The organism is Xanthobacter autotrophicus, assembly GCF_005871085.1.
Lineage (GTDB): Bacteria > Pseudomonadota > Alphaproteobacteria > Rhizobiales > Xanthobacteraceae > Xanthobacter > Xanthobacter autotrophicus.
The window spans coordinates 300,258-319,734 of the sequence record NZ_VAUP01000022.1 but is presented as its reverse complement, the minus strand read 5'-3'; the positions used below and the strand labels follow the sequence as shown (position 1 = coordinate 319,734).

The window sequence follows — 19,477 nt, the reverse complement described above, 5'->3', positions numbered from 1 at the left end:
CGCGGCCTCCACCGTCTGGCACGCCGGGTGCTTGGCCTCCCTGTACGGCTTGATCACGGCAGGGAGCACGCGGCCCATGGCGCATTCCGGACAATTGGGGGAGCATGGCGGACGCCGCCTCGTGCCATGTCTGGCGCCCGTCACGGCGCCGGCGGGGCCTCGTCCATGACCATCAAGGCGATCCTGACCGATATCGAGGGCGCGGCCGGTCCCCTGTCCTTCCTCAAGGAGACGCTTCTGCCCTATGCCCGGGAGCGCCTGGGCAGTTTCATCGCGGCCCATGCCGAGGATGAGGACATCGAGGAGGCGCTCGAGGAGGCCGGACGCCTCATGGGCGGCTTCTCGCTGAAGCCGGTGGAGGCCGAGGCGCTGTTGCAGCGCTGGATGAAGCAGGGCCGCAATCCCACCCCGCTCAAGATCATCCAGGGCCGGATCTGGGAAGAAGGCTATGAGGCCGGCGTCTTCACCGCCGAGATCTTTCCCGATGTGGCGCCCAGCCTCAACGCGTGGAGGGACGCCGGGATTCGTCTCTTCACCTATTCCTCCAGTTCGGAGCTGGCGCAGCGGCTGTGGCTGGGTTCGGCGGGCGGGGACGTGGCGACGGTGTTCGAAGACCTCTTCGATACCCGCGTCGGCCAGAAGGTGGAGGAGGAATCCTACAAGGCCATCGCCGAGCGTCTGGCCCTGCCGGTGGCGGAAATCCTGGTCTTGTCCGAAAACGAGGACGAGCTGGATGCCGCCAAGGCCGCAGGCCTCGCCACCACGCGGATCACGCGGGACGGCGGCGGAGGCGGCAATCATCCGGTGGCGGTCGACTTCGCGTCGTTGAACCTCGGATAGGGCGGGCGCAGACATGGCACGCTTCACCGTGGAGACCCGCGACGGCGACCGGATCGAGGTGACGGGCCGGGACGGCGCGACGCTGCTGAAGGCCATGCGCAAGGCGGGCGTGGAGGAAGTGGTCGCCCAATGTGGCGGCGGCTGCGCCTGCGCCACCTGCCATGTCTATGTGACCCCGCCCGAAGGCGTCGTGCTGCCCCAGATCGGGCCGGGGGAGGCCCGGATGCTGGCGACCAGCCGCCATCGCACCCTGTCGTCCCGGCTGTCCTGCCAGCTCAAGCTGGAGCCGGCCCTCGAGCGGATGCATGTGGTGATCGCACCGGACGATGGCGGCGATTTCTGAGCGGCTGCCTGTTTGGCGGCCCTCTGGCTGCCGCCCTTTGGCCACCTCCGCGTGCAATGTTCCGGTTGCCGGCCTCCGGGTGCGAAGCTGGATCCGGGACGCGCGCCGCCGGTTCAATGCTGCGCTGCGATAAATCATGCTGCACCGCCCTTGCGGCTTGATGGCGGCATGCCCATCTACCATCCAGACAGATGGTTTGGGGATGGAAAATGGCGGACCGCGTGCACGAACTGCGTCCAAGGACTCCGGAGAGCGAGAAGATCACCATCAATCTCGGCTACGTCGATCTGGGCCAGGTCGACCTGCTGGTGCGCGAGGGGTTCTATTCCAACCGGACCGATTTCATCCGGACCGCCATCCGCAACCAGCTCGACCGTCACGAGGAAGCCCTCAAGAAATCCCTTGCCCACCGCCAGCTCCATCTCGGCATGCGCAGCTATAGCTGCGCAGATCTGGAGGCCGCGCGGGACGCCGGTGAGATGCTTCATATCCATGTCCTGGGAATGGCCGTCATCGCGCCGGATGTTCCCGGGGACCTCGCGCGCTCAACCATCGCGTCCCTGCACGTGCTTGGAGCGCTGCAGGCCAGTGCGGAAGTCAAGGCGGCGCTGGCCGATCGAATACACTGATCCCCGAAATCATCCGTTCCGGGCCCCATGGGCCCGGGCCGCAGGGCGGCGCGCCGCGTCTTGCCCTCTTCATTCGACAGGAGCCAGCTCAGATGGCCAGACAATCCAAGATCGATGTTCTGGAAGCCACGCGTCTCACGCGCCTCGGCCGGCTCGAAGAGGCCATGGCCGTTCTGCGGGGTGACAGCGTCGCCCCCCATGACCGGGCCGGGCCTTCTGATGCGGCTGGCGGCAAGGCTCCGGTCGTCGATCTGGTCCCCCCGTCGGCGCAGACCGGAAGCGCCTGGACGCCCCCGCTCTCCACCCCGGCCGAACCCGCGGCCCCGCGCAACGACATGAGCCCTTTTTCCGGGGCGTGGATCGAGGGGCTGCTCGATCTCGTGCGCCATCGCACGCCTGAGGGTGGGCGCGACGACCGGGTCGGTGGCGGCGCGACGCCGGCGGTCGTGCCCGGTGAGGCGCGCTTCGAGGAGCGCAGCTTTTCCAATGAAGCCGGTCGCAGGAGCTACAAGCTCTATGTGCCGGGAAGCTTCGACGGGCAGCCCCTGCCGCTCGTGGTGATGCTGCACGGCTGTACCCAGTCCCCCGACGATTTCGCCGCCGGCACGCGCATGAACGCGCTTGCGGAGGAACACACCTTCCTCGTCGCCTACCCCGCCCAGAGCCACGATGCCAATGCCTCCCGGTGCTGGAACTGGTTCAACGCGGGCGACCAGCGGCGCGACCGGGGCGAGCCTTCGCTGATTGCCGGCATCACGCGCCAGATCATGGACGATTTCCCGGTGGACCCCGACCGGGTCTTTGCCGCCGGCCTGTCCGCCGGTGGCGCCACGGCGGCGATCATGGGCGCGACCTATCCCGATCTCTATCGCGCCATCGGCGTGCATTCCGGATTGGCCTGCGGCGCGGCCCGGGACATGCCCTCCGCCTTCTCGGCGATGCGGCAGGGCGGAGCCTCGACCGGAGGCGCCTCCCCTCGCATCGAGGGAAGGATGGTCCCCACCATCGTGTTTCACGGCGACGGCGACACCACGGTCCATCCCCTGAACGGCGCCCAGGTGGTGGCCCAGGCGGTGGCGCAGGCGAATGCCGGGGAGAACCTGCGGACGACCACCCTGTCCGGCCAGGCGCCGGGCGGCATCAGCTACACCCGGCAGGTGCAGTGCGACGATGCGGGGCGCAGCGTCCTTGAGCACTGGGTGCTTCACGGCGCCGGCCATGCCTGGTCCGGCGGCAGCGCATCGGGATCCTACACCGAGCCCCGTGGCCCCGACGCCAGCCGCGAGATGGTGCGCTTCTTCCTCCAGCACGATCGCCCCTGAGGCGACGGCGGCGCCGGGAAATGGGGCGGGTTCCGCAACCTTAGAGCCGGGCCACCGGGGCTGGGCGCTCGGCCGCGAAGACCTGCCGGATGGTCTCCTCCCGCCGCTCCGGATGCGATGCATCCGGCTGTCCCGGGTTGGGCCGAGCGGCACTGCCGGCGCCTCATGACGGCGGCGTTTCGGCCTCCAGCGTGAAGGTCGTCGCCGGATCGCCGTAGACGCAATAGGCAAGCCACGTGAGGTCGTCGGATTTCGCCCGCGCCGCCTGCTTCGCCCTCAAGGTCGCCGCGGCCAGGGTGCCGCCCTGCGCAAGCGCGGCGTAGAAGGCTTCCGAGAAGGCCGCCGCGGCGGTGTCGTCCACCTCCCACTGCGCCGCCACGAACACCCCGGCCCCGGCCCTGGACCGGGGTGCGACGAAGGCCTTGGCATAGCCGGCCGCGCCCACCAGCCCGCGTGTGGCGCGCCCGGCGCGGCAGACGTTGAGGAAGACCACCGGCGCGGCATCCGGGTTGAAGCGGACGTTCGCGGCCACGAGCCGGCTGTCGAGCACGTCCTCCACGAAGCCGCTCCTGAGGGGGTCCTCGCTGTCCTGGAGCACGAGCAGGCCCTCGCGCAGGGTGCCGCTGGCGGTGTTGCCATGTCCGCACAGGTGCAGCACGCCCACTTCGTTTTCCCCCCGCAGCTCCGCGACCATGGCGCGCGAGCTTGCGCCCCAGCGCGTGAGTGGGCCGATGGTGGCATCGAGCTGATCGATCTCGCGCTCGAAGCCGGACAGGCGCATGGCCTCGTCCAGATAGTCCGGCTTCACGTAGACGGCGGGCGTCAGCGATCGCCCGTGACGGCGCTTGGGCTGGCCCACGTTGCGGAACCAGCGGGTGAGCCCCTTCTCGGCCAGAAAGAAGCCGGCTTCCCTCGGATTTGAGGGGTCGTCGAGGAACATGACCTCCCAGGGCAATTGGTGCTCGTCGGCAATGAGGAGGATGCCCTCGATATCGGCGCGCACCTCCCACAGGGCGGCCCGAATAGCCAGGGGGAGCACGGCATCGGCGAGCTGGATGCCCACGGCCCGCACCATTTCCTCCACCGAGGCCGTGGAGGACGCCGAAGCAAACACCGCCTCGAGGTCGCCCAGCGTTTCCTCGATGAAGTCGTCATAGGTCCGCCCGTCGAGGACCGAGGCGCCCTCCACGTTGAGCCCGCGCCCGGTAAGGTGGAGCCGGAATGCGGTGTCGCCACCGTTCCGCTGGGTTTCCACGAACAGGGTCAGGTAGCCGTCATAGCCGTCGCCGGCCCGGACCCGGACCAGCTCGGGAAGCTTCGCGGCCGGCGGGGCGGTGCCGGCCTTGGCCGTCAAGGGTGCGACGCACAGCTGCGCCGAGCCGCGCCACACCTCCACCAGAAACTCCGTCGGCCCCGGTTCCGGGCAGCTGGCGCTGAAGGTGAAGATGCGCTTCTCCTGCTCCAGCGGCGGCGTGATCCCGGCGATGCGGCCGGACCCCTCCACCCTGGCATTCTTCACCCCGGCCACCGACAGGACGAGGCGGTCGTCCTCGGCCGCGGTGAAGGAAGCCGATGCCGCCGCCGTCCCGGCGGCCGCGGCGAGCTCCTCACGCGACAGGCTCACCTCGATCGGGAACGGCTTGGCGACCGGCGGCAGCGCCGGCATGGTGGCCTCCACCTCGAACGTCCGCGCCGTTCGGACGGCGGGTGACGGCGTCTCGGGGGATGTGGTTTCGGGGGATGTGGTCCCGGGAGCGCTGGCCGCAGAGGATTTCGCCTTGCGCGTCTGGGACCGCTTGGCTCCCCCCACCGGCAGCTCGGCGGACAGCATTTCTCCGGGCAGGTCGAGGGCGATGAGGGTGTCCAGCCGGGGGCTCCCCCGCCGGCCGCCCTGACGGCCGGGACGGACCGCCAGATCCAGCGTCTCCAGCGTTTCGGCGAGCACCTGCGGAGTGACCACCGGGGGCGTCGCCGTCGCCTGCGACAGCGCGGCGGGGACGTGCCAGGTGAGCAGGGCGAGCGCCGTGTCGGCGGCGTCGAAATAGCGGGTATGGAACACCTTGTCCGACCGGGTGCGGATCTGGTCCACAAGCTGGCGCTGCCGCTTGCCGAAGCTGGTCATGGACTCGGTGTGGACGACCAGGTCATTGGCCGCGTTGCGGAACAGGCGGTCCGCGACGGCGTCCACCGCCACCATCCGGGCGCCGCCCTGCAGCAGCGAGGGGGCCTCGAAATCGATGGCCAACGCCCTGTAGCGCGGCCGGTCGTCCCCGTCGTCGACGGCGTCGTTGAGGCGGGTGACGAGCGGACCGCCGGGTTGCATGGCAGCGAGCCCGGGAACGTGACTGTCGGTGATCGCAGCCTCGGCGAGTGCCTTGACGAAGTCGCCGAGGCCGGAGAGGAGAGCCTTCGTGATCTCCACCGTGGCGGCGGAGGGCGGAAAGGCCACCTCCACCAGCCTCGCGCCCCAGGCGAACAGGGTGGTGTAGAAGTCGATCAGGTCACGCATGTTTTCCGGCTCGGCGAGGTAGGTTCCGGAATTGGTGCACCCGACGAAGGTCACGTCGCCAATCTCGTGGGGGCCGAGCGCGGCCCGGCGCGCCTTCTCCTGCAATTCGAGGAAGACCCGCGCCACGAGCCCGCCCCGGCTGAAGGCCACGATGTCGATCCGGGCGCCCTCCGGCAGCTTCGCCTTGGAGAGCGCGGCGATGAGATGGCCGACATTCTCTTCCGGCGTCTCCACCAGCGTCTTGTGCTCGAAGCCCACGACCGCGTCGTAGGCGCTGAAGAGCTTCTCGCCGAAGGGCGCGCACTCCGGATCGCGCAGGCCGCCGAAGCTGCCGGCCGTGGACGAGAACGTACCGTGGATGAACAACAGGACGCGGAACGGCTTGCCCTCCTCGGCCTTGAAGGTGAAGGCGCCGTCGGTGCGCCAGGTCGTGGGTGCGGTCTTGCCCATGGGCACGAGGCCGGTCGCGATATCGCGGTCGAGATAGCCGGCAGCCGCGCCGCCAAGCTGGCCGGCGACCCAGCGGAATACATAGACGTCGAGCTTTGAGCGCAGGTAGCCCCACACGTCCGAGGCCAGCGAACGCCGGCCGGGGGAGCTCCCGGGGCCGATGGTTGGGGTGGCGTCGAACTCGAAATGAAGTGTCCGTTCGGTGGAGCGGCGCCGGCTTGGCAGGGCGGGGTCGTCGGGCGTGGGGTAGACCCAGCGGAACACGCCGTCCTGCTCCACCAGCACTACCGCCTTCTCGCCGGTAGCGATGGTCACATCGGCGGTGAACTGCCCGCCGCCGAAGCTGCGGCGCAGGCCCCGGCGCGACCCGCCGGGCTTGGGCTCGATGGTGGCGCGTGCCACGAGATCGACCTCCCGGTCGGCCGGGAAGAAGCCGGCTGCTGCCACCGTGGCGGGCCCAGGGGCGGCCCTCCCGCGCGCGGTGCGAGCCGTCGCCTTCGCGCCGGCCTGCGCCTCGTATCCTTCGGGAACGTCGAAGACCACTCCGGTTCCTGCGATCCTGGTCTGCGGCATCTGATCCTCCTGTCCTCCTGTCGGGCGGCCTGGAGCCGGCCCGGTCGATCCCTGGCGATTCAGCGGGCGCTGGGTGGTGCCTTGCCGCCGCTGTCCCGCGTGGTCGCGGGTTGTTGTTGTTGTTGTTGTTGTTGTTGTTGTTGTTGTTGTTGTTGTTGTTGTTGTTGTTGTTGTTGTTGTTGTTGTTGTTGTTGTTGTTGTTGTTCGCCGCCGGTGGTCTCCGTCGGGAGAGGCGCGGTGGCCTGTCGTGCGCTCACGGTGACCGCGGCGACGGCGATGAAGGCATTCAGCGCGAGGAACAGCATGCCGAGCCGGCCGAGCACGAGGCCTGCGGGGGAGGGCGCAGCCCGCGTCGGCAGCTCGAACACCTCCGCGAATGGCCTGGGCGCCGCATCCGCGAGCATGGGTGCGGTCACGCCGGGGTCCTTCAGCCGCCGCGCCTCGGGCTCAGCAAAGGTGGCGTCGATCACGCGGGCGAGCGGCGCCCGGCGGTCGCGGCCGAGAAGATCGTCGAGCACGGCTGAGGGGCCGGCATAGAGCACGGCCTGCCCCTCGCGGGGGGCGCCGGTGTGGGCCGATGTCGTCCGGCTCTCGGGCTTTCGCCGGCGACCTTCGGCGGTGCGGCGCACCAGGTAGCCGAAGACGACAAAGGCGATGAAGGCGGCGAGGCTCGCGATGGCGTAGGGCGAACCGAGCTGGTCGAGGAGGCCCGCGAGGCTTGCTCCCCCCTCCTGCTTCAGGAAGACGACGAGCGCCACCCCGATAACCACGCCGAGCGGCGCCCAGCCGAGGATGAGGTCCCCCGGCAGGTGGCGAAGCGGCCGGGCCAGCCACAGCCCGAGAATGAAGCCGATCGCCAGCAGGAACGGTTCCTGCGGAGCGGTGGCGTTCAGCGTGGTGCCGGCGATGCCTTTGCCAGCGCCGAGGTCGAGGCTGGCGACGGCCAGCATGATTGTCAGCGCCGCGCCGACCGTCCGCGAGAGGGGAGAGCTGAAGCGGGTCGCCCGCCGTGCATCCGGCAACAGGCCCTGGCGCACGGCGAAGCGGGCGAGGAGGGCGAGCAGCACCAGTCCGGCCGCCAGCTGTGGGGTGAGGCCGAACAAGGGCGGATCGACGATCAGGGCGGAGTTCCCGAACGTGAGCTGGAGAGGTGCCGCGAGCGCCTGCGGCGACCAGCCGAGGGCGTGGAGGACGGCGCGCAGGCCCACGAGCAGCAGCAGCACGGCAACCGCGCCGCCGATGGGCGCCCGCGACAGGCCCCAGACAAGGGCGAGGCTCGCGGCCGGCCACAGCAGGTTCAGGATGAGGGTCGCCTTCAATCCCGAGGCGGACTGCAGGTGGCTCATGGTGACGCATCCGGCGAGCAGGGCCAGCGCGAGCAGGGCGCCGGCGCCGAACCGCTCCTGCGTCAGCAGGCGCCGCCGCAGGTCCGCGTCGGCGGTGAAGCGCGCCCAGAACAGGGTCGCGGCCACGAAGCCCGGCGCGCCGAGCAGTTGGGGGAGGGCGTTACCGTCCTGCACGGGCAGCGACAGGCCGATGGCGTGCGGCACCAGCACGACCGCGAGGGGCGGCAGGGCGCGCCGGCCCCAGCGCGCGGCCGCCCAGACGGCGATGGGCAGGATGAGGGGCGCGGGGCTCGCCCCACCGAGCCAGAGGGGCCATGGCAGAAGCACCACCGACAATGCCAGCGTCACCGCGATCCATGGCGCGAGGAAGGCGGGAAGGCCCCGAAGCCCGCGCGCAAGGCCTGCGAGGGCCGCCGCCACGATGGCGCGCGCACCACGGCGCGCCAGGTCGTCGGAGACGCCGAGGCGGCTCAGGCGCCGGAAATCCGCATAGCTGGCGCCCGGCACCGGCGCCCCCCTCAGTTCGGCTTCAAGCAGCAGGCGCGGCAAGGGCGAGGCGAAGAGAAAGGTGTAGCCGAGGAGGATGGGCCATGCGGCCATGTGAACGAACGCGCTCGCTTTGCCGGGGGTCCAGGGCGCCAGCAGAATGATGGCGCTGATCAGCACTATGGAGAGAAGAAAAGCCGGGACGAGGGCATAAGGCGCCGTCGCGGAGCGGGGGCGGCGGGGTGCCTCCCCTGCGCTCTTGCTGGGCGGAGATGACACCAGCAACAGAAGTTGCTTTCGCAAAAGATAAGCTAAAATGAATATGAATGAAAGAAATATTATGCACATTAATAGCTTATAAATGTCCGAATCTGGCCGATATATGCTGTAGAATATAAATATAAATATGGATAATTGGATAATTGATAGCGTAGATGGCAAAAATTTAAGCGGAAACTGATCGATTTCATAGGATCTAATGACAAGTATAGATGGAAGTAAGATTGAAATTAACGTCAGTGATGTCCATAAATTCGATACAAACGTGGAAAAAATAAAACTGATATATGTTAACGGCATAACGCAAAAAATCTGCATAGTAATTATTACATAATTAAAGTTTCGATGTGGGGTAAATATTTTCCAGTATATATAAAAAGTCAAAATAAACACGGTGTAAAATAATAGAAATGTAGTAAAAATATAATTTGAGCCGACAGTGGGCTCAGCGACGATCATGGACGGTGGTAAGGCGGTAACGGGTGCGAAAACAAGAAATGCCACCAGGGCCCACAGCCGCGGCGGTGGAGCGTTCTCCTGCAGCGTCTCCGGCGGCAGCAGGCGCTGCACGATGACGGTCGCGGCGGCAAGGCCGAGGCCGAAGCCCGCGAGCCCGAACAGGGTCACATCCTGCGTGTTTTGTTCCGTGATCTGCCAGCCCAATCCCAGCAGCAACAGCGCCAGCGGCGCCGTATAGAGTGGGACATCGAGGACGTAGCGCCGCGTGAAGGTGCGTGCGGCAGGCTGCGGGTTTTTGGGCACCGGAGCGGGCGGCGGCGCCGGGGCGGCGGCCGGCCGGCGGGGCTCCGCGCTGCGGGGCGTTTCGGCGTCGGAGGCCTGGGGCGCCCGTTCGATGGGAGGTGTGCTGCGCTCGGCGGTCTCCATCTCATTTCACCTCCGGCCTGCGGGTGCCGCGCAGCCGCCTGCCGGCATCCTCCAGCCACTCCCGCGCCCGGACGCCCGCCCTGGTCGCCACGTCGTTCAGGAACTGGTTCACCGCCTCGGGGTCCGGCTCGCGATAGGTGCGGGTCGCCAGCGCGATGCGGTAGGGAAAGAGCAGCCAGAGGAGGCCGATCAGCAGCGCGAGGGCGACGAAAATGTCCCCGGCGGTATTGCCGAGCCCGCTCGGCAGCAGGGCGGCGATCGCCGCGAAGAGGCTGGCCGCCCACCAGCCCAGCACGATTGTCGCCGGCCCGCCGAGCAGGGTCCCCAGCTCCGCAATGATGGTCTCCGCAAATACATAGCCCGCCGCTGCCACCAGCACGAGCGCGCCGATGGCGCCGCGCCGGGCCGCGGAGGCCGGGGCGTCGGCGCGGCCGTCCGCAAGGCGCGGGGCGAGGATGCCGATGTGAAGCGGATCGCCGGCGCTGCGGAAGGCGGCGAACACCGGGTCGCGCGCCGGAAGGCCTGCGGGATGGCCGATGCGCGCGCTGTCGTCCGGCGTCAGCACCACCCGCTCGGGGTCGCGCGATTGTGGGTCGGCAACGAGCTGCGCCGTCACCCGGTCGAGCGCCTGCGCCACCGCCGCGCGCTCGGTGTCGGTCAGCGCGCGGGCAAGGGCGAGGCGCAGCCAGGCGGGCGCCTTGGTCTCCCGCCCCCACGGCAGCCGGGCGATGCGCAGATAGAGGTCCTCAGTGAGGCGTGGCCCCACCGGCTCCATGGCACCGCCGCGCCCCACCGGCGCGGGCGCGGCGAGCGCCGTGGCGATGGCGGCCGTGAGGTCGGGATGCAGCCGCGGAAAGATCAGCACCGCCGTGAGCAGCCGGAATGCCGCCCGCGACCCCATGTAGCCGCGCAGCGACGCGACCAGCTCGGACACTTCCGCATTCGAAAGCTCGGCGGTGGCGAGGGGGGCATCGGCGCCGTTGTCCGGGGCGGACGGCAGGGCATGCTCGGCGAGATAGAGGGGAAGCCGGGTGTCGAGCGCGCTCACCAGCCGGTCGGGCAGGTCTGGCGTCTCATCGGCCAGCGCGCCGTCGTCGCCGGGGGGCGCGAGCGCGGAGGCGGCGACCGCCGCGATGCCTGCCGCGTCGGCGGCCACCACCCGGGCACCGGCATGGCCGAACGCGCGCTCCGCCATGCCGGCGCGGAACGCCGCCTCGCCGGCACCGCCCTGCCGCAACCGGCCGCCTACGGAGCGGCGCGGCGCGGGAGAGAGCAGGTAGACCTGGGCGAACGCGTCCAGCGCCTCGCGGTGGAATTTGGATAGCGCCAACGTGCGCGGGTCGAGGAAGGCATTGCCGCTGCTGACGAGCAGGAGCCGCGCCCGGGCATGGGAAAACGCGAAGCGCTCGAACGGCACCGGTGCCCCGCGCGTGCCCGACCCGGGCTCGATGCGCGTCACCAGGGCCGGACTGCCGGAGAATTCATAATGCATCACCGGCGCTCCAGCCTCGCGGAGCCGGCCGGCGAGCTGGACGCCGAGCGCCGCCACATGGTCGGTGCGGCCGGCGCGCTCCACCAGAACCACGCAGTCGAGCGCGACGCGCCGTTCCTCGAAATGCAGGCGGGGCACGCCGCCCGCCTGTGCGGTGGCGCAGACGCTTCGCCTCACGTCGAGGCGTCGTAAGCGGATGCGCAAAGGCCGGCGCAGCTGTTCGAGGCTGCGGCGCACCGCAAGGCTGGTGAACAGCACCAGCCCCGGCGTTTCCGGAAGCCATCGCGCGATGGCTCCCGGCGAAGGCGCATCCTCGTCGCCGGCGGCCACCCGCCGGCGCTCCCACACGATCCAGGCGGCGATGAGGGCGGGCAGCGCCACCGCTGCGCGCAGCAGGAGATCGGCGATCGCCGCGTCCAGAGCGAGGGGCACCACCGCCGGCTGCGCATCGGTGATGACGGGCGTCGGGGCGCCACCCTGAAGGCCCCACCACAGCAGGGCCGCCGTGCCCGCCGTGAGCAGCATCAGCCCGGCGGCGAGCACCGCCCGTCGCCGCTGCGCCGCACGCCGGGCCGCGGCGACGGCCGGGTCTTCCGGCTCCGGCCCGCGGGAAGAGGGCTCCGGCTGCGACAGGTGCGCGATCCCCGTCGGCTGGCCGGTCCGCCATGCGCCTCGGACCAGCTCGCGCAACGCGCGCTCGTCGCGGGATGAGCGGGCGAGCACGCCGGCGACGACCACGCCGGCTTCCTCCCCGTCGGCGAAGGCGAGCCCGGCGTCGGCGTAGCGGGCGAGAACCTCGGCGAGGCGCAGCTTGCTGTCCTGTGCCACGTCGATCTGGCGATGCTCCGCCTCCCGCAGCAGCCGGGTGAGGCCAGCCTCGCCTCCGAGACCGCCGAGGAGGCCTGCGGTCGCGCCCGATCCGCTTCCCGGGCTCACGCGGGGGCTCCCCACAGGCGCGCCATGGCCTGCTCGCAGATGGCGAAATCCGCCCGCGTCTTGCCGAAGGCCATGGCCATGGCCTGGCGGAGGCCGTGATCTGCGAGCGAGGGCACCGGTGACCACAGGTGCATGGCGCGCACGGCGGCGATACATTCGGCGGTGCTCGGCGGTCGGCTCATGGTCCCGGCGTGGAAGGTTGGATCACGCAGTTCGCGGAACAGCAGCAGGGCCTGGTCCACGAGGCCGCCGTCCATCTCGATGTCGCGCAGGTTCGTCTCGATGATGTCGCGCAAAGTGGCGTCGGAGAGCGTGAGGGTATGGAAGATGCAGCGCCGCAGCAGGGTCTCGGGAAGCGCGCGCTCCGCATTGGCGGTCAGCACGACGATGGGCCAGTGCGCGGCGTTCGCCTTGAGATGGAGGCCGAGCTCCCGGATATGGAGGCGCATCTCCTCGAACTCGACGAGCAGGTCATTGGGCGTGTCGCGCGGCGCCTTGTCGATCTCGTCCACCACCACCAGCGTGCGCACGGGGCCTGTGAGGCCGTCGAACACGTCGGGAAACAGCAGGCCGAGGGTGACGGGGCCGGCCGGTACACCGAAATTCTCCCCGAGCTGCGCCCAGCCGGTGGCGGCGATGCCGTTGCCGTCCCGAAACACGCCCGGCTCCAGCGCATAGGCCGGCCCGAGCGAGCGCAGGACGGCGAGGGCGATGGGCCCCAGGGTCACGTAGTCGCGCAGCGCGCGACGGCCGGCGCCGTGGCTGTCGCGGAAGCGGCGGATATCGTCGATGCCATAGAGCAGGTCGGCGGCGACGGTGACCGAGCGGGTGGTGAAGCGCTCCACGGGAATGCAGAGCCGCGCGGCGAGCGCGAGCCCGGCCTGGGTCTTGCCCACGCCCGGCTCGCCGGTGAGCAGCAGGGGCTGCCCCACCAGCAGCGCCGCCTTGAAGGCGTACAGCAGCTCCGGCGAGAACACATAGGGCTTGCCGCCGGCCGTCGAGCCGCCGGCGCCGTCTCCCAGGCTGGCGGCGACGGTGGGCAGGGGCAGGTCCACCTCGGTCAGAAGTTCGGGCACCAGCCATTCGGTGCCGTCACCCGACGGCCGACGGCGCGCGGCTTCGAAGGCGGCGAGTTTCGGCTTGCTGGTCATGGGCGCGTCCCAACGGTCGATGTCTGGATTTCGGCGATGAGTTCCAACACCCGGCGGAGGCGCGGATAGGCCCTGGCCCCCTCCGGGCAGTTGGCGTAGAGGCGGTAGACCCGGTCGCGCAGCTCGTCGATGCGCGGCGCCACAAGATGGCTCCAGCGCTCGATGTCCGGTACCTGGAGCAGCGTGGCGCCCCAATCGGCGATGGCGTGCTCGTCGATCCATTCGAGGTCGCCCATGAAGTCCAGGGACCGCAGGGCGTTCTCAAGACTGTCGGCTGCGCCGGCGCGAAGGCGGTCGTGGATGACGGCGCCGCGCGTCGCCTGCGCGCCGCGTTCGAGGAACAGCAGCAGAACGAGGGGGGCCGTGAAGGCTGCCAGTTCCTGAAGAAGAGCCGCGGTCTCGCGCAGGCAGGCGCTCGCATCCTGCGGGCCGGCGATCTCCCCCGAGACGATGATCGGGACGACGACCGAGCCGGGGCCGCTTCCCAGCCCGCCCTCAAGGTGGCTGAGCAGCCCGTTGATGTCGCTGCGCGACAGCCGGCCGGGGGGCATCCGCATGACGAGGGGCTTCGCCTCCACATGGGCCGTCGGCACCGGCGCGCCCCGCCGCGTGACGTCCTTCAGGGCTCCCGGCAGCTTGCTGGCGATGGTGCGGAGCGCCCGGTAGGGATCGTCCTCGCCCACGTAGCCGACCGTGAGGATCGCCCGTGGCGCGGCGGGACCCGGCGGAGGCCCGCCGCCGGCGATGGAGGAGGCGATGCCTTCGCAGGTTTCCTTGCGGTCGATGAGCGCGGCGTGGTCGATCAGCGCCGGCGGGGCGAGGGCCTTCGCGTGGGCGGCCGGGGCGATGCCGTGTTCGCGCAGGATGCCGCCGAGGTCGGCGTGGTCCTCCAGCGCGGCTCCGAGCAGGGCGACGGCAAGGCTCCTGTGGTCGCGGCCGAGGTTCTCCATGAGCTGCGCATAGCTGGGGCTCGATGTGGCAGAAACGACCCCGACGATGCTTGGCGGGTGGGGCCGTTCGATGCGCAGCACCACCGATCCTGAAATGCCCGGCGGCGTGTCGCCCCCTTCCGCCACGGTCAGGATCCGGCGGTTTTCCACCTTGTCGCGGAGGGTCAGCTCGCCGCTGAAGAGCGCCAGCTCGGTCAGGAAGTGCAGGTCAGGATCGATGGGGACGGGCATGTTCTCCGCAGCGCCTGCAGAGGCTTGGTCCGCAGCGGCGTCCTGCGCCAGCGGAAAGCCGATGAAGCGCGCGGGAAGAGCCATCTCATCCACGTCCGTCGCGGCAACGGCGAGCGGGGCGACCTTGAACGGCGAGTCCTTGAGCTTGAGGAGTGCAAGGTCGCAGGCGAACCAGCTCGTCGGCTCCGTCGGCCACAGGATTTCGGCCTCGGTCCATTCCACCTTCCGGGCGGTCCCGCCCAGGCGGGCAGCCAGCGGAACGACGGCGACCCGGATCCTCCAGTCCTGCGGCAGGTCGGGGTCGACGTGTTCGCAGCTTCCATCGTCGCGGCGGCGAACGAAGGTGTGAAGGGCCGTCATGACGAGGTCTTTGGCGATCAGCATGCCAGTCGCGAGCCGCTGGCTGCCAGGATACGCCAGATGTATCCCGACAGCCCGCTCCTCAATCAGAAGGGCGCTATCTGTACCCCGTCCTCTTGGCACCGCCGCCCCCTTCGCGTCGCGCCGAAACGTGGAATAAGGCCACTACTGTGGGCCGCAGGCGTGCCGCCGTCCATACGTAAGGGCCAGCTCGGGCATCTTTGGAGCAAGCCGATGAGCGGCCAGGGTTGGGATTGGGCGAAGCCGGTGCCCATTGGGAAACGAGGGCCCGTGCAACTGTCCGGACAGGTAATGCCAATTCCGGCCCCGCCAAATGACTTACTGCTTTTCAATGAAAGCAGAATTTGTCCGCTCTGCATCCCTCATTTGGGGGACGAAGGACATCCGGCGGATTGCCACGAGCATTGCACTGTCGGCGGGCTGTACACCTCGGAGAATGGACAGCCCGGCCCCCGGGCCCGGGGGGTTCGCGCCTTCAGGCCGCCCATCCCGGAGTTGGATCACGCTGCGCCGGGCGGCGAGGCGGTCATCCGGTCGAAAGCGCGCGCGACAGCATGCCTCCGGAGATGTTTCGGGCGCGGAAGCCGTTCTGGATCAGAATGCGCGTCGCGTAATACGCGCGCTGGGCGGAGCGGCAGATCACATGGATGTCGCGGTCACGGGGGAGTTCCCCGAGACGCTGGCGCAACTCGCCCAGGGGAATGTTCACGGCGCCTTGTACATGCTCGACCGTCAGTTCAACGGGCTGGCGCACGTCCAGGAGGAAGGCGCCGTCCTCAACGCCCCAATGGGTGAGGGGCATGTCGCCGCGCAGCACGTCGGCGGCCACCATGCCGGCGAAGTTCACCGGGTCCTTCGCGCTGCCGAATTGCGGCGCGTAACACAGCTCGGCCTCCTCCAGGTCATAGACCGTTGCGCCCATCTGCAGGGCCATGGCGAGCGTGCTGATGCGCTTGTCCACCGCCGGGCCATCCTCGCCGAAGGCCTGCACCCCCAGCAGCCGACCATCGGAGCGGCGGAACAGCACCTTCATCCCGAGCATCTTCGCTCCGGGATAGTAACCGGCGCGGGAGTTGGGGAAGAGGTAGATTTTCTCGTAATCCGTGTCGCCGCGCCGCTGCAGCGTTTTCTCGCTCACGCCGGTCCAGGCGGCGGCAGCGCCGAACAGACCGATGATGGACGTGCCCTGGCTGCCCCGGAATCGGGACGGACGGCCAGCGATCACATCGGCGGCGATGCGGCCCTGCCGGTTGGCCGGTCCGGCAAGGGCCACGAGGCTCGCCTCCCCCGTCACGTAATCCGCCACCTCCACCGCATCGCCCACGGCCAGGATATGGGGGTCCGACGTGTGCATGCTGTCGTCCACCTTGATGCCGCCCCGTGGGCCGACGGCGAGGCCAGCGGCGCGGGCGAGGGTCGTGTCCGGCCGGACCCCCAGCGCCAGGATGGCGATGTCTGCGGGAAAGGTCCTGCCCGAAATGGTATCGACCTCCAGGCTTTCCCCTGCCACCGCGCGGAAGGCGGCCACGCCGTCGGCGAGCACCAGCCGCACGCCGTGCCGCCCCAGATGTTCCTCCACCAGGCGCGCCATCTCCGGGTCGAGCGGAGCCAGCACCTGGTCCTGCATCTCCAGCAGGGTCACGTCCAGACCCGCATGGGCGAGGTTTTCCGCCATTTCCAGACCGATGAAGCCGCCGCCGATCACGACGGCGCGGCGCTCCGGCTTGACGAACTGGGTGCCGGAATAGCTGTACATGCCGGCCAGCGCCCCGGTCTCGCGGTTGAGCCATGCCCGAATGGCGCGCGCATCCGGCACGGTACGCACCTCGAAGATGCCGGGGAGGTCGACGCCGGGAAGGCGCGGACGCACGGAGGCGGCGCCGGGGGCGAGCACCAGCTTGTCGTAGGGCTCGTGAACGACGTCGCCGGTGGCCACGTCGCGCAGGGCGACGGTCTTGTCCGCGCGGGAGATGGCGATGGCCTCGCACCCGGTCCGCACATCGATGTTGAAGTTGGTGCGAAACAGCTGCGGGCTGGCCACCAGCAGCGCGGATTCCTGCTCGATCACGCCCGAGACATGGTAGGGCAGCCCGCAATTGGCATAGGAGACGTAGGGTCCGCGCTCGACCATGACGATCTGCGCCTGCTCATCCAGACGGCGCAGGCGCGCCGCGCATGAGGCGCCACCCGCGACGCCGCCGACGATCACAACCTTCATGTTTCCAATTCCCTGCTCGTCGCAGTGACCGCAGGCGTCGCTACCGCAGGCCTGCTTGCGACACAGGGCAAAATACATTCATAAAATTTAATTTCAAATAATTTAATGTTTAGCAGATGGCGCCTCCGCTCAGCCGAACATGTCAGCCACCATGCCGCGGTACCAGTCCGCGTTCTCCTGTTGCTGCCGCCGCCGCAGCGCGGGTGGCTCGGCGGCCCGGGAGACCGCGCCTTCGATCTCGCGGATGCGCCCCTCCACCGGCCGGTAGAGCCCGCTGACCTTCACCGCGTCATCGGCGGCGATGAGGCTCCAGCAGGTGCTGGCGTAGGCGGCCGGGGTCTCGGCGCCGTGGAACAGTCCGGCCAGCACGGCGCGCGCCGCCACCTGGGCCTGGCTGCCGGCCGCGAAGGCGGACTTGGGCATATCGCCGGCGATGGCCGCGTCGCCGATCACGAAGATGGCGGGATCCAGGAGCGAGGCCATGGAGGCGGGCTCCACCGGACACCAGCCCGAAGCATCGGCGAGGCCTGCCGTCCGCGCGATGGCGCCCGCCTTCTGGGCCGGGATGATGTTGACCAGCGCGGCGTCGCGATAGGTCTCGAAGCCGGTGACGACGGTCCCGGTCGCCGGGTCCACCGAGACGAGGCCCTCGGAGATGTCCGGCGCCATCCATTCCACCATGCCCGGATAATGTGCCTCCCAGCCCTCCTGGAAGAGGCCCTGCATGGAGAATTTGGGTTTGGGATCCACGATGATGATGCGCGCGTCGCCGCGCCCGGTGGATTTCAGCCGGTGCGCCATCATGGAGGCGCGCTCATAGGGCGCCGGCGGGCAGCGGAACGGATTGGGCGGCGCGACGATGACGATGAGCCCGCCGTCGGGCACCTGATCAAGCCGGTCCTTGAGGATGCGTAGTTGCCGGCCCCCCTTCCAGGCATGCGGCATCACCGTCTCGGCGGCGTGGCTCCAGCCGAGCACGCTGTCATACTCAAGATCGATGCCGGGCGAGAGGACGAGGCGGTCATAGGGGATGCGGTCGCCGTCGGCGAGCCTCACCTCACGCCGTTCGCGGTCGATGGCCGCCGCGGCCTGGGGGATGATGCGCACGCCCGCTCGCGCGAGGCCCTCATAGCCGAAGGTCAACGCGTCGACGGTGATGAAGCCGCCGAGCCAGAGGTTGGAATGGAACACCGCCACATAGCGCGGTTCCGGCTCCACCAAGGTGACCTCCACCGTGCCGGCGCGGATGAGGGCGCGGGCCGCGCTCGCTCCGCCGGCGCCGCCGCCCACGACGACGACGCGCGGACGCGCCTGCGCCAGGACGCGGGGCGCCCGCAGCATTCCGGCCGCGAGCGCCGACCCGCCCAGCAGGGCCCGCCGCGAGATGGAACCGGCGGGAGACATGCTTTCAGCCGACCTTGAGGTAGGCGAACCCGTTGTTCTGCATCATGCCCACGGTGGCGACGCCGGAGGGGACGAACACGATGTATGGCTCCTTGCGCGCCTTCTCCTTGTCGATCTTGTTGCGCTCGAAGGTGAGGGAGCACAGGTAGATCTTGAGCCCGTTCTTCGAGAGCGCGTCCACCTTCTCGGTGAACGTCGGGTCCAGCGTCTCCTTCTCCCACTGGGTGCCGGAAAGAGAATCCAGGAAGAACTTCACGCCGCCGGCGTGGGCGACCAGCGCCAGCTGAATCGCGAACGGGTCGGCGCCATAGGCGGCATAGTGGTTGGAGATGTTGTTCAGGGTCTGGGCGAAGCGGTTCTGGTCGCCATAGTCACAGTGATAAAGGCAGGCGTTGTCCGCCTCCTTCACGATGTTCTTGGCGTCGATGGCGCCCGCGGCCTGCGCCGCCACCGGCACGGCGGCCGCGCCGGCCAGCGCCATGGTTCCGAGGAAGGCCCGGCGGTCAAAATGGGGCATGGTGTCCTCCCGTCATCCGGCGTCTGGCGCGCCGTGTATGTGCGAATGTGCCATCTGCCGGAGGCCCGCCGCAATGGCGTGGACCGGCAGGGGCGGCGCTACTTCTTCGAGCCGTCGGTGTTGAACTGGGCGAGGAAGGCGATGAGGTCGCGGCGCTCGTCCTCGCTCTTGATGCCGGCGAAGGCCATCTTGCCCTTCGGTGCGAGGGTCTTGGGGTTGGTCAGGTAGGTGTCGAGGGTCGCCTCGTCCCAAACCTTGCCGGCGGCGGCGCCGTCCTTGATGTCGGCGGAATAGGCATAGCCCTCGAAGTGCGCCCACTTGGCGCCGACGATGCCGTTCAGCGGCGGGCCGACCTTCACCTTCGCATCGGGGCCGACGGCGTGGCAGGCCATGCATTTCTTGAAGGCCGTTTCGCCCTTGGCGATGTCCGGGTCTGCGCGCGCCGGGGCAGCGGCGGCAGCAAGCAGGAGGGCGATCAAAATGGTGCTTCGCACGTTCCGCGTCCTTTCCGTTGGGTGTTGGCTGTGTGGTGTCC

The 19,477-nt window shown here is 69.3% G+C and carries 13 protein-coding genes; 4 read left to right on the top strand and 9 right to left on the bottom strand.

Annotated elements, in window-relative coordinates; genetic code table 11:
- Nucleotides 1–126 precede the first annotated feature (126 nt).
- The 4 genes from mtnC (at nt 127) to FBQ73_RS10340 (ending at nt 3,134) form a co-directional block, all read left to right on the top strand.
- Nucleotides 127–840: an acireductone synthase gene (gene mtnC, locus FBQ73_RS10355; RefSeq protein ID WP_246089649.1), complete on the top strand. Its 714-nt coding sequence runs from the start codon at nt 127–129 to the stop codon at nt 838–840.
- Nucleotides 841–853: 13 nt separating this feature from the next.
- Nucleotides 854–1,183, top strand: a complete 330-nt coding sequence (locus FBQ73_RS10350; RefSeq protein WP_138399398.1) for a 2Fe-2S iron-sulfur cluster-binding protein — start codon at nt 854–856, stop codon at nt 1,181–1,183.
- Nucleotides 1,184–1,392: 209 nt separating this feature from the next.
- The gene (locus FBQ73_RS10345) at nt 1,393–1,812 is read left to right on the top strand and encodes a CopG family transcriptional regulator (protein WP_138399397.1); all 420 of its coding nucleotides are present in this window, start codon (nt 1,393–1,395) and stop codon (nt 1,810–1,812) included.
- 92 nt (nt 1,813–1,904) lie between these two features.
- Complete coding sequence (locus tag FBQ73_RS10340) at nt 1,905–3,134, top strand: extracellular catalytic domain type 1 short-chain-length polyhydroxyalkanoate depolymerase (protein ID WP_138399396.1); 1,230 nt, start codon at nt 1,905–1,907, stop codon at nt 3,132–3,134.
- A gap of 163 nt (nt 3,135–3,297) precedes the next feature.
- On the opposite strand, the gene FBQ73_RS10335 is transcribed toward FBQ73_RS10340, so the two are convergent.
- From FBQ73_RS10335 to FBQ73_RS10295, 9 genes are all read right to left on the bottom strand, one after another.
- Nucleotides 3,298–6,666 carry a CHAT domain-containing protein gene (locus FBQ73_RS10335; RefSeq protein ID WP_138399395.1) on the bottom strand — a complete coding sequence of 1,123 codons (3,369 nt, stop codon included), beginning with the start codon at nt 6,664–6,666 and terminating at the stop codon, nt 3,298–3,300.
- 59 nt (nt 6,667–6,725) lie between these two features.
- Nucleotides 6,726–8,612 carry a hypothetical protein gene (locus tag FBQ73_RS22920; protein WP_210236741.1) on the bottom strand — a complete coding sequence of 629 codons (1,887 nt, stop codon included), beginning with the start codon at nt 8,610–8,612 and terminating at the stop codon, nt 6,726–6,728.
- A gap of 1,051 nt (nt 8,613–9,663) precedes the next feature.
- On the bottom strand, nt 9,664–12,090 hold the full coding sequence (locus FBQ73_RS10325) for a hypothetical protein (protein WP_138399394.1): 2,427 nt from the start codon (nt 12,088–12,090) through the stop codon (nt 9,664–9,666).
- The gene (locus tag FBQ73_RS10320; RefSeq protein WP_138399393.1) at nt 12,087–13,241 is read right to left on the bottom strand and encodes an AAA family ATPase; all 1,155 of its coding nucleotides are present in this window, start codon (nt 13,239–13,241) and stop codon (nt 12,087–12,089) included. Before FBQ73_RS10320 ends, FBQ73_RS10325 begins: the two co-directional genes overlap by 4 nt.
- Nucleotides 13,238–14,806: a hypothetical protein gene (locus FBQ73_RS10315; protein ID WP_170218834.1), complete on the bottom strand. Its 1,569-nt coding sequence runs from the start codon at nt 14,804–14,806 to the stop codon at nt 13,238–13,240. Before FBQ73_RS10315 ends, FBQ73_RS10320 begins: the two co-directional genes overlap by 4 nt.
- 523 nt (nt 14,807–15,329) lie before the next feature.
- Nucleotides 15,330–17,021 (bottom strand): FAD-dependent oxidoreductase, encoded by a 1,692-nt coding sequence (locus FBQ73_RS10310; RefSeq protein WP_138399391.1) that lies wholly within the window; start codon nt 17,019–17,021, stop codon nt 15,330–15,332.
- A gap of 129 nt (nt 17,022–17,150) precedes the next feature.
- Nucleotides 17,151–18,425 (bottom strand): NAD(P)/FAD-dependent oxidoreductase, encoded by a 1,275-nt coding sequence (locus FBQ73_RS10305; RefSeq protein WP_138399390.1) that lies wholly within the window; start codon nt 18,423–18,425, stop codon nt 17,151–17,153.
- 4 nt (nt 18,426–18,429) lie between these two features.
- Nucleotides 18,430–18,942, bottom strand: coding sequence for a DsrE family protein (locus tag FBQ73_RS10300; protein WP_138399389.1), 513 nt, complete (start codon nt 18,940–18,942; stop codon nt 18,430–18,432).
- Nucleotides 18,943–19,040: 98 nt separating this feature from the next.
- The gene (locus tag FBQ73_RS10295) at nt 19,041–19,436 is read right to left on the bottom strand and encodes a c-type cytochrome (RefSeq protein WP_138399388.1); all 396 of its coding nucleotides are present in this window, start codon (nt 19,434–19,436) and stop codon (nt 19,041–19,043) included.
- Nucleotides 19,437–19,477: the final 41 nt, after the last annotated feature.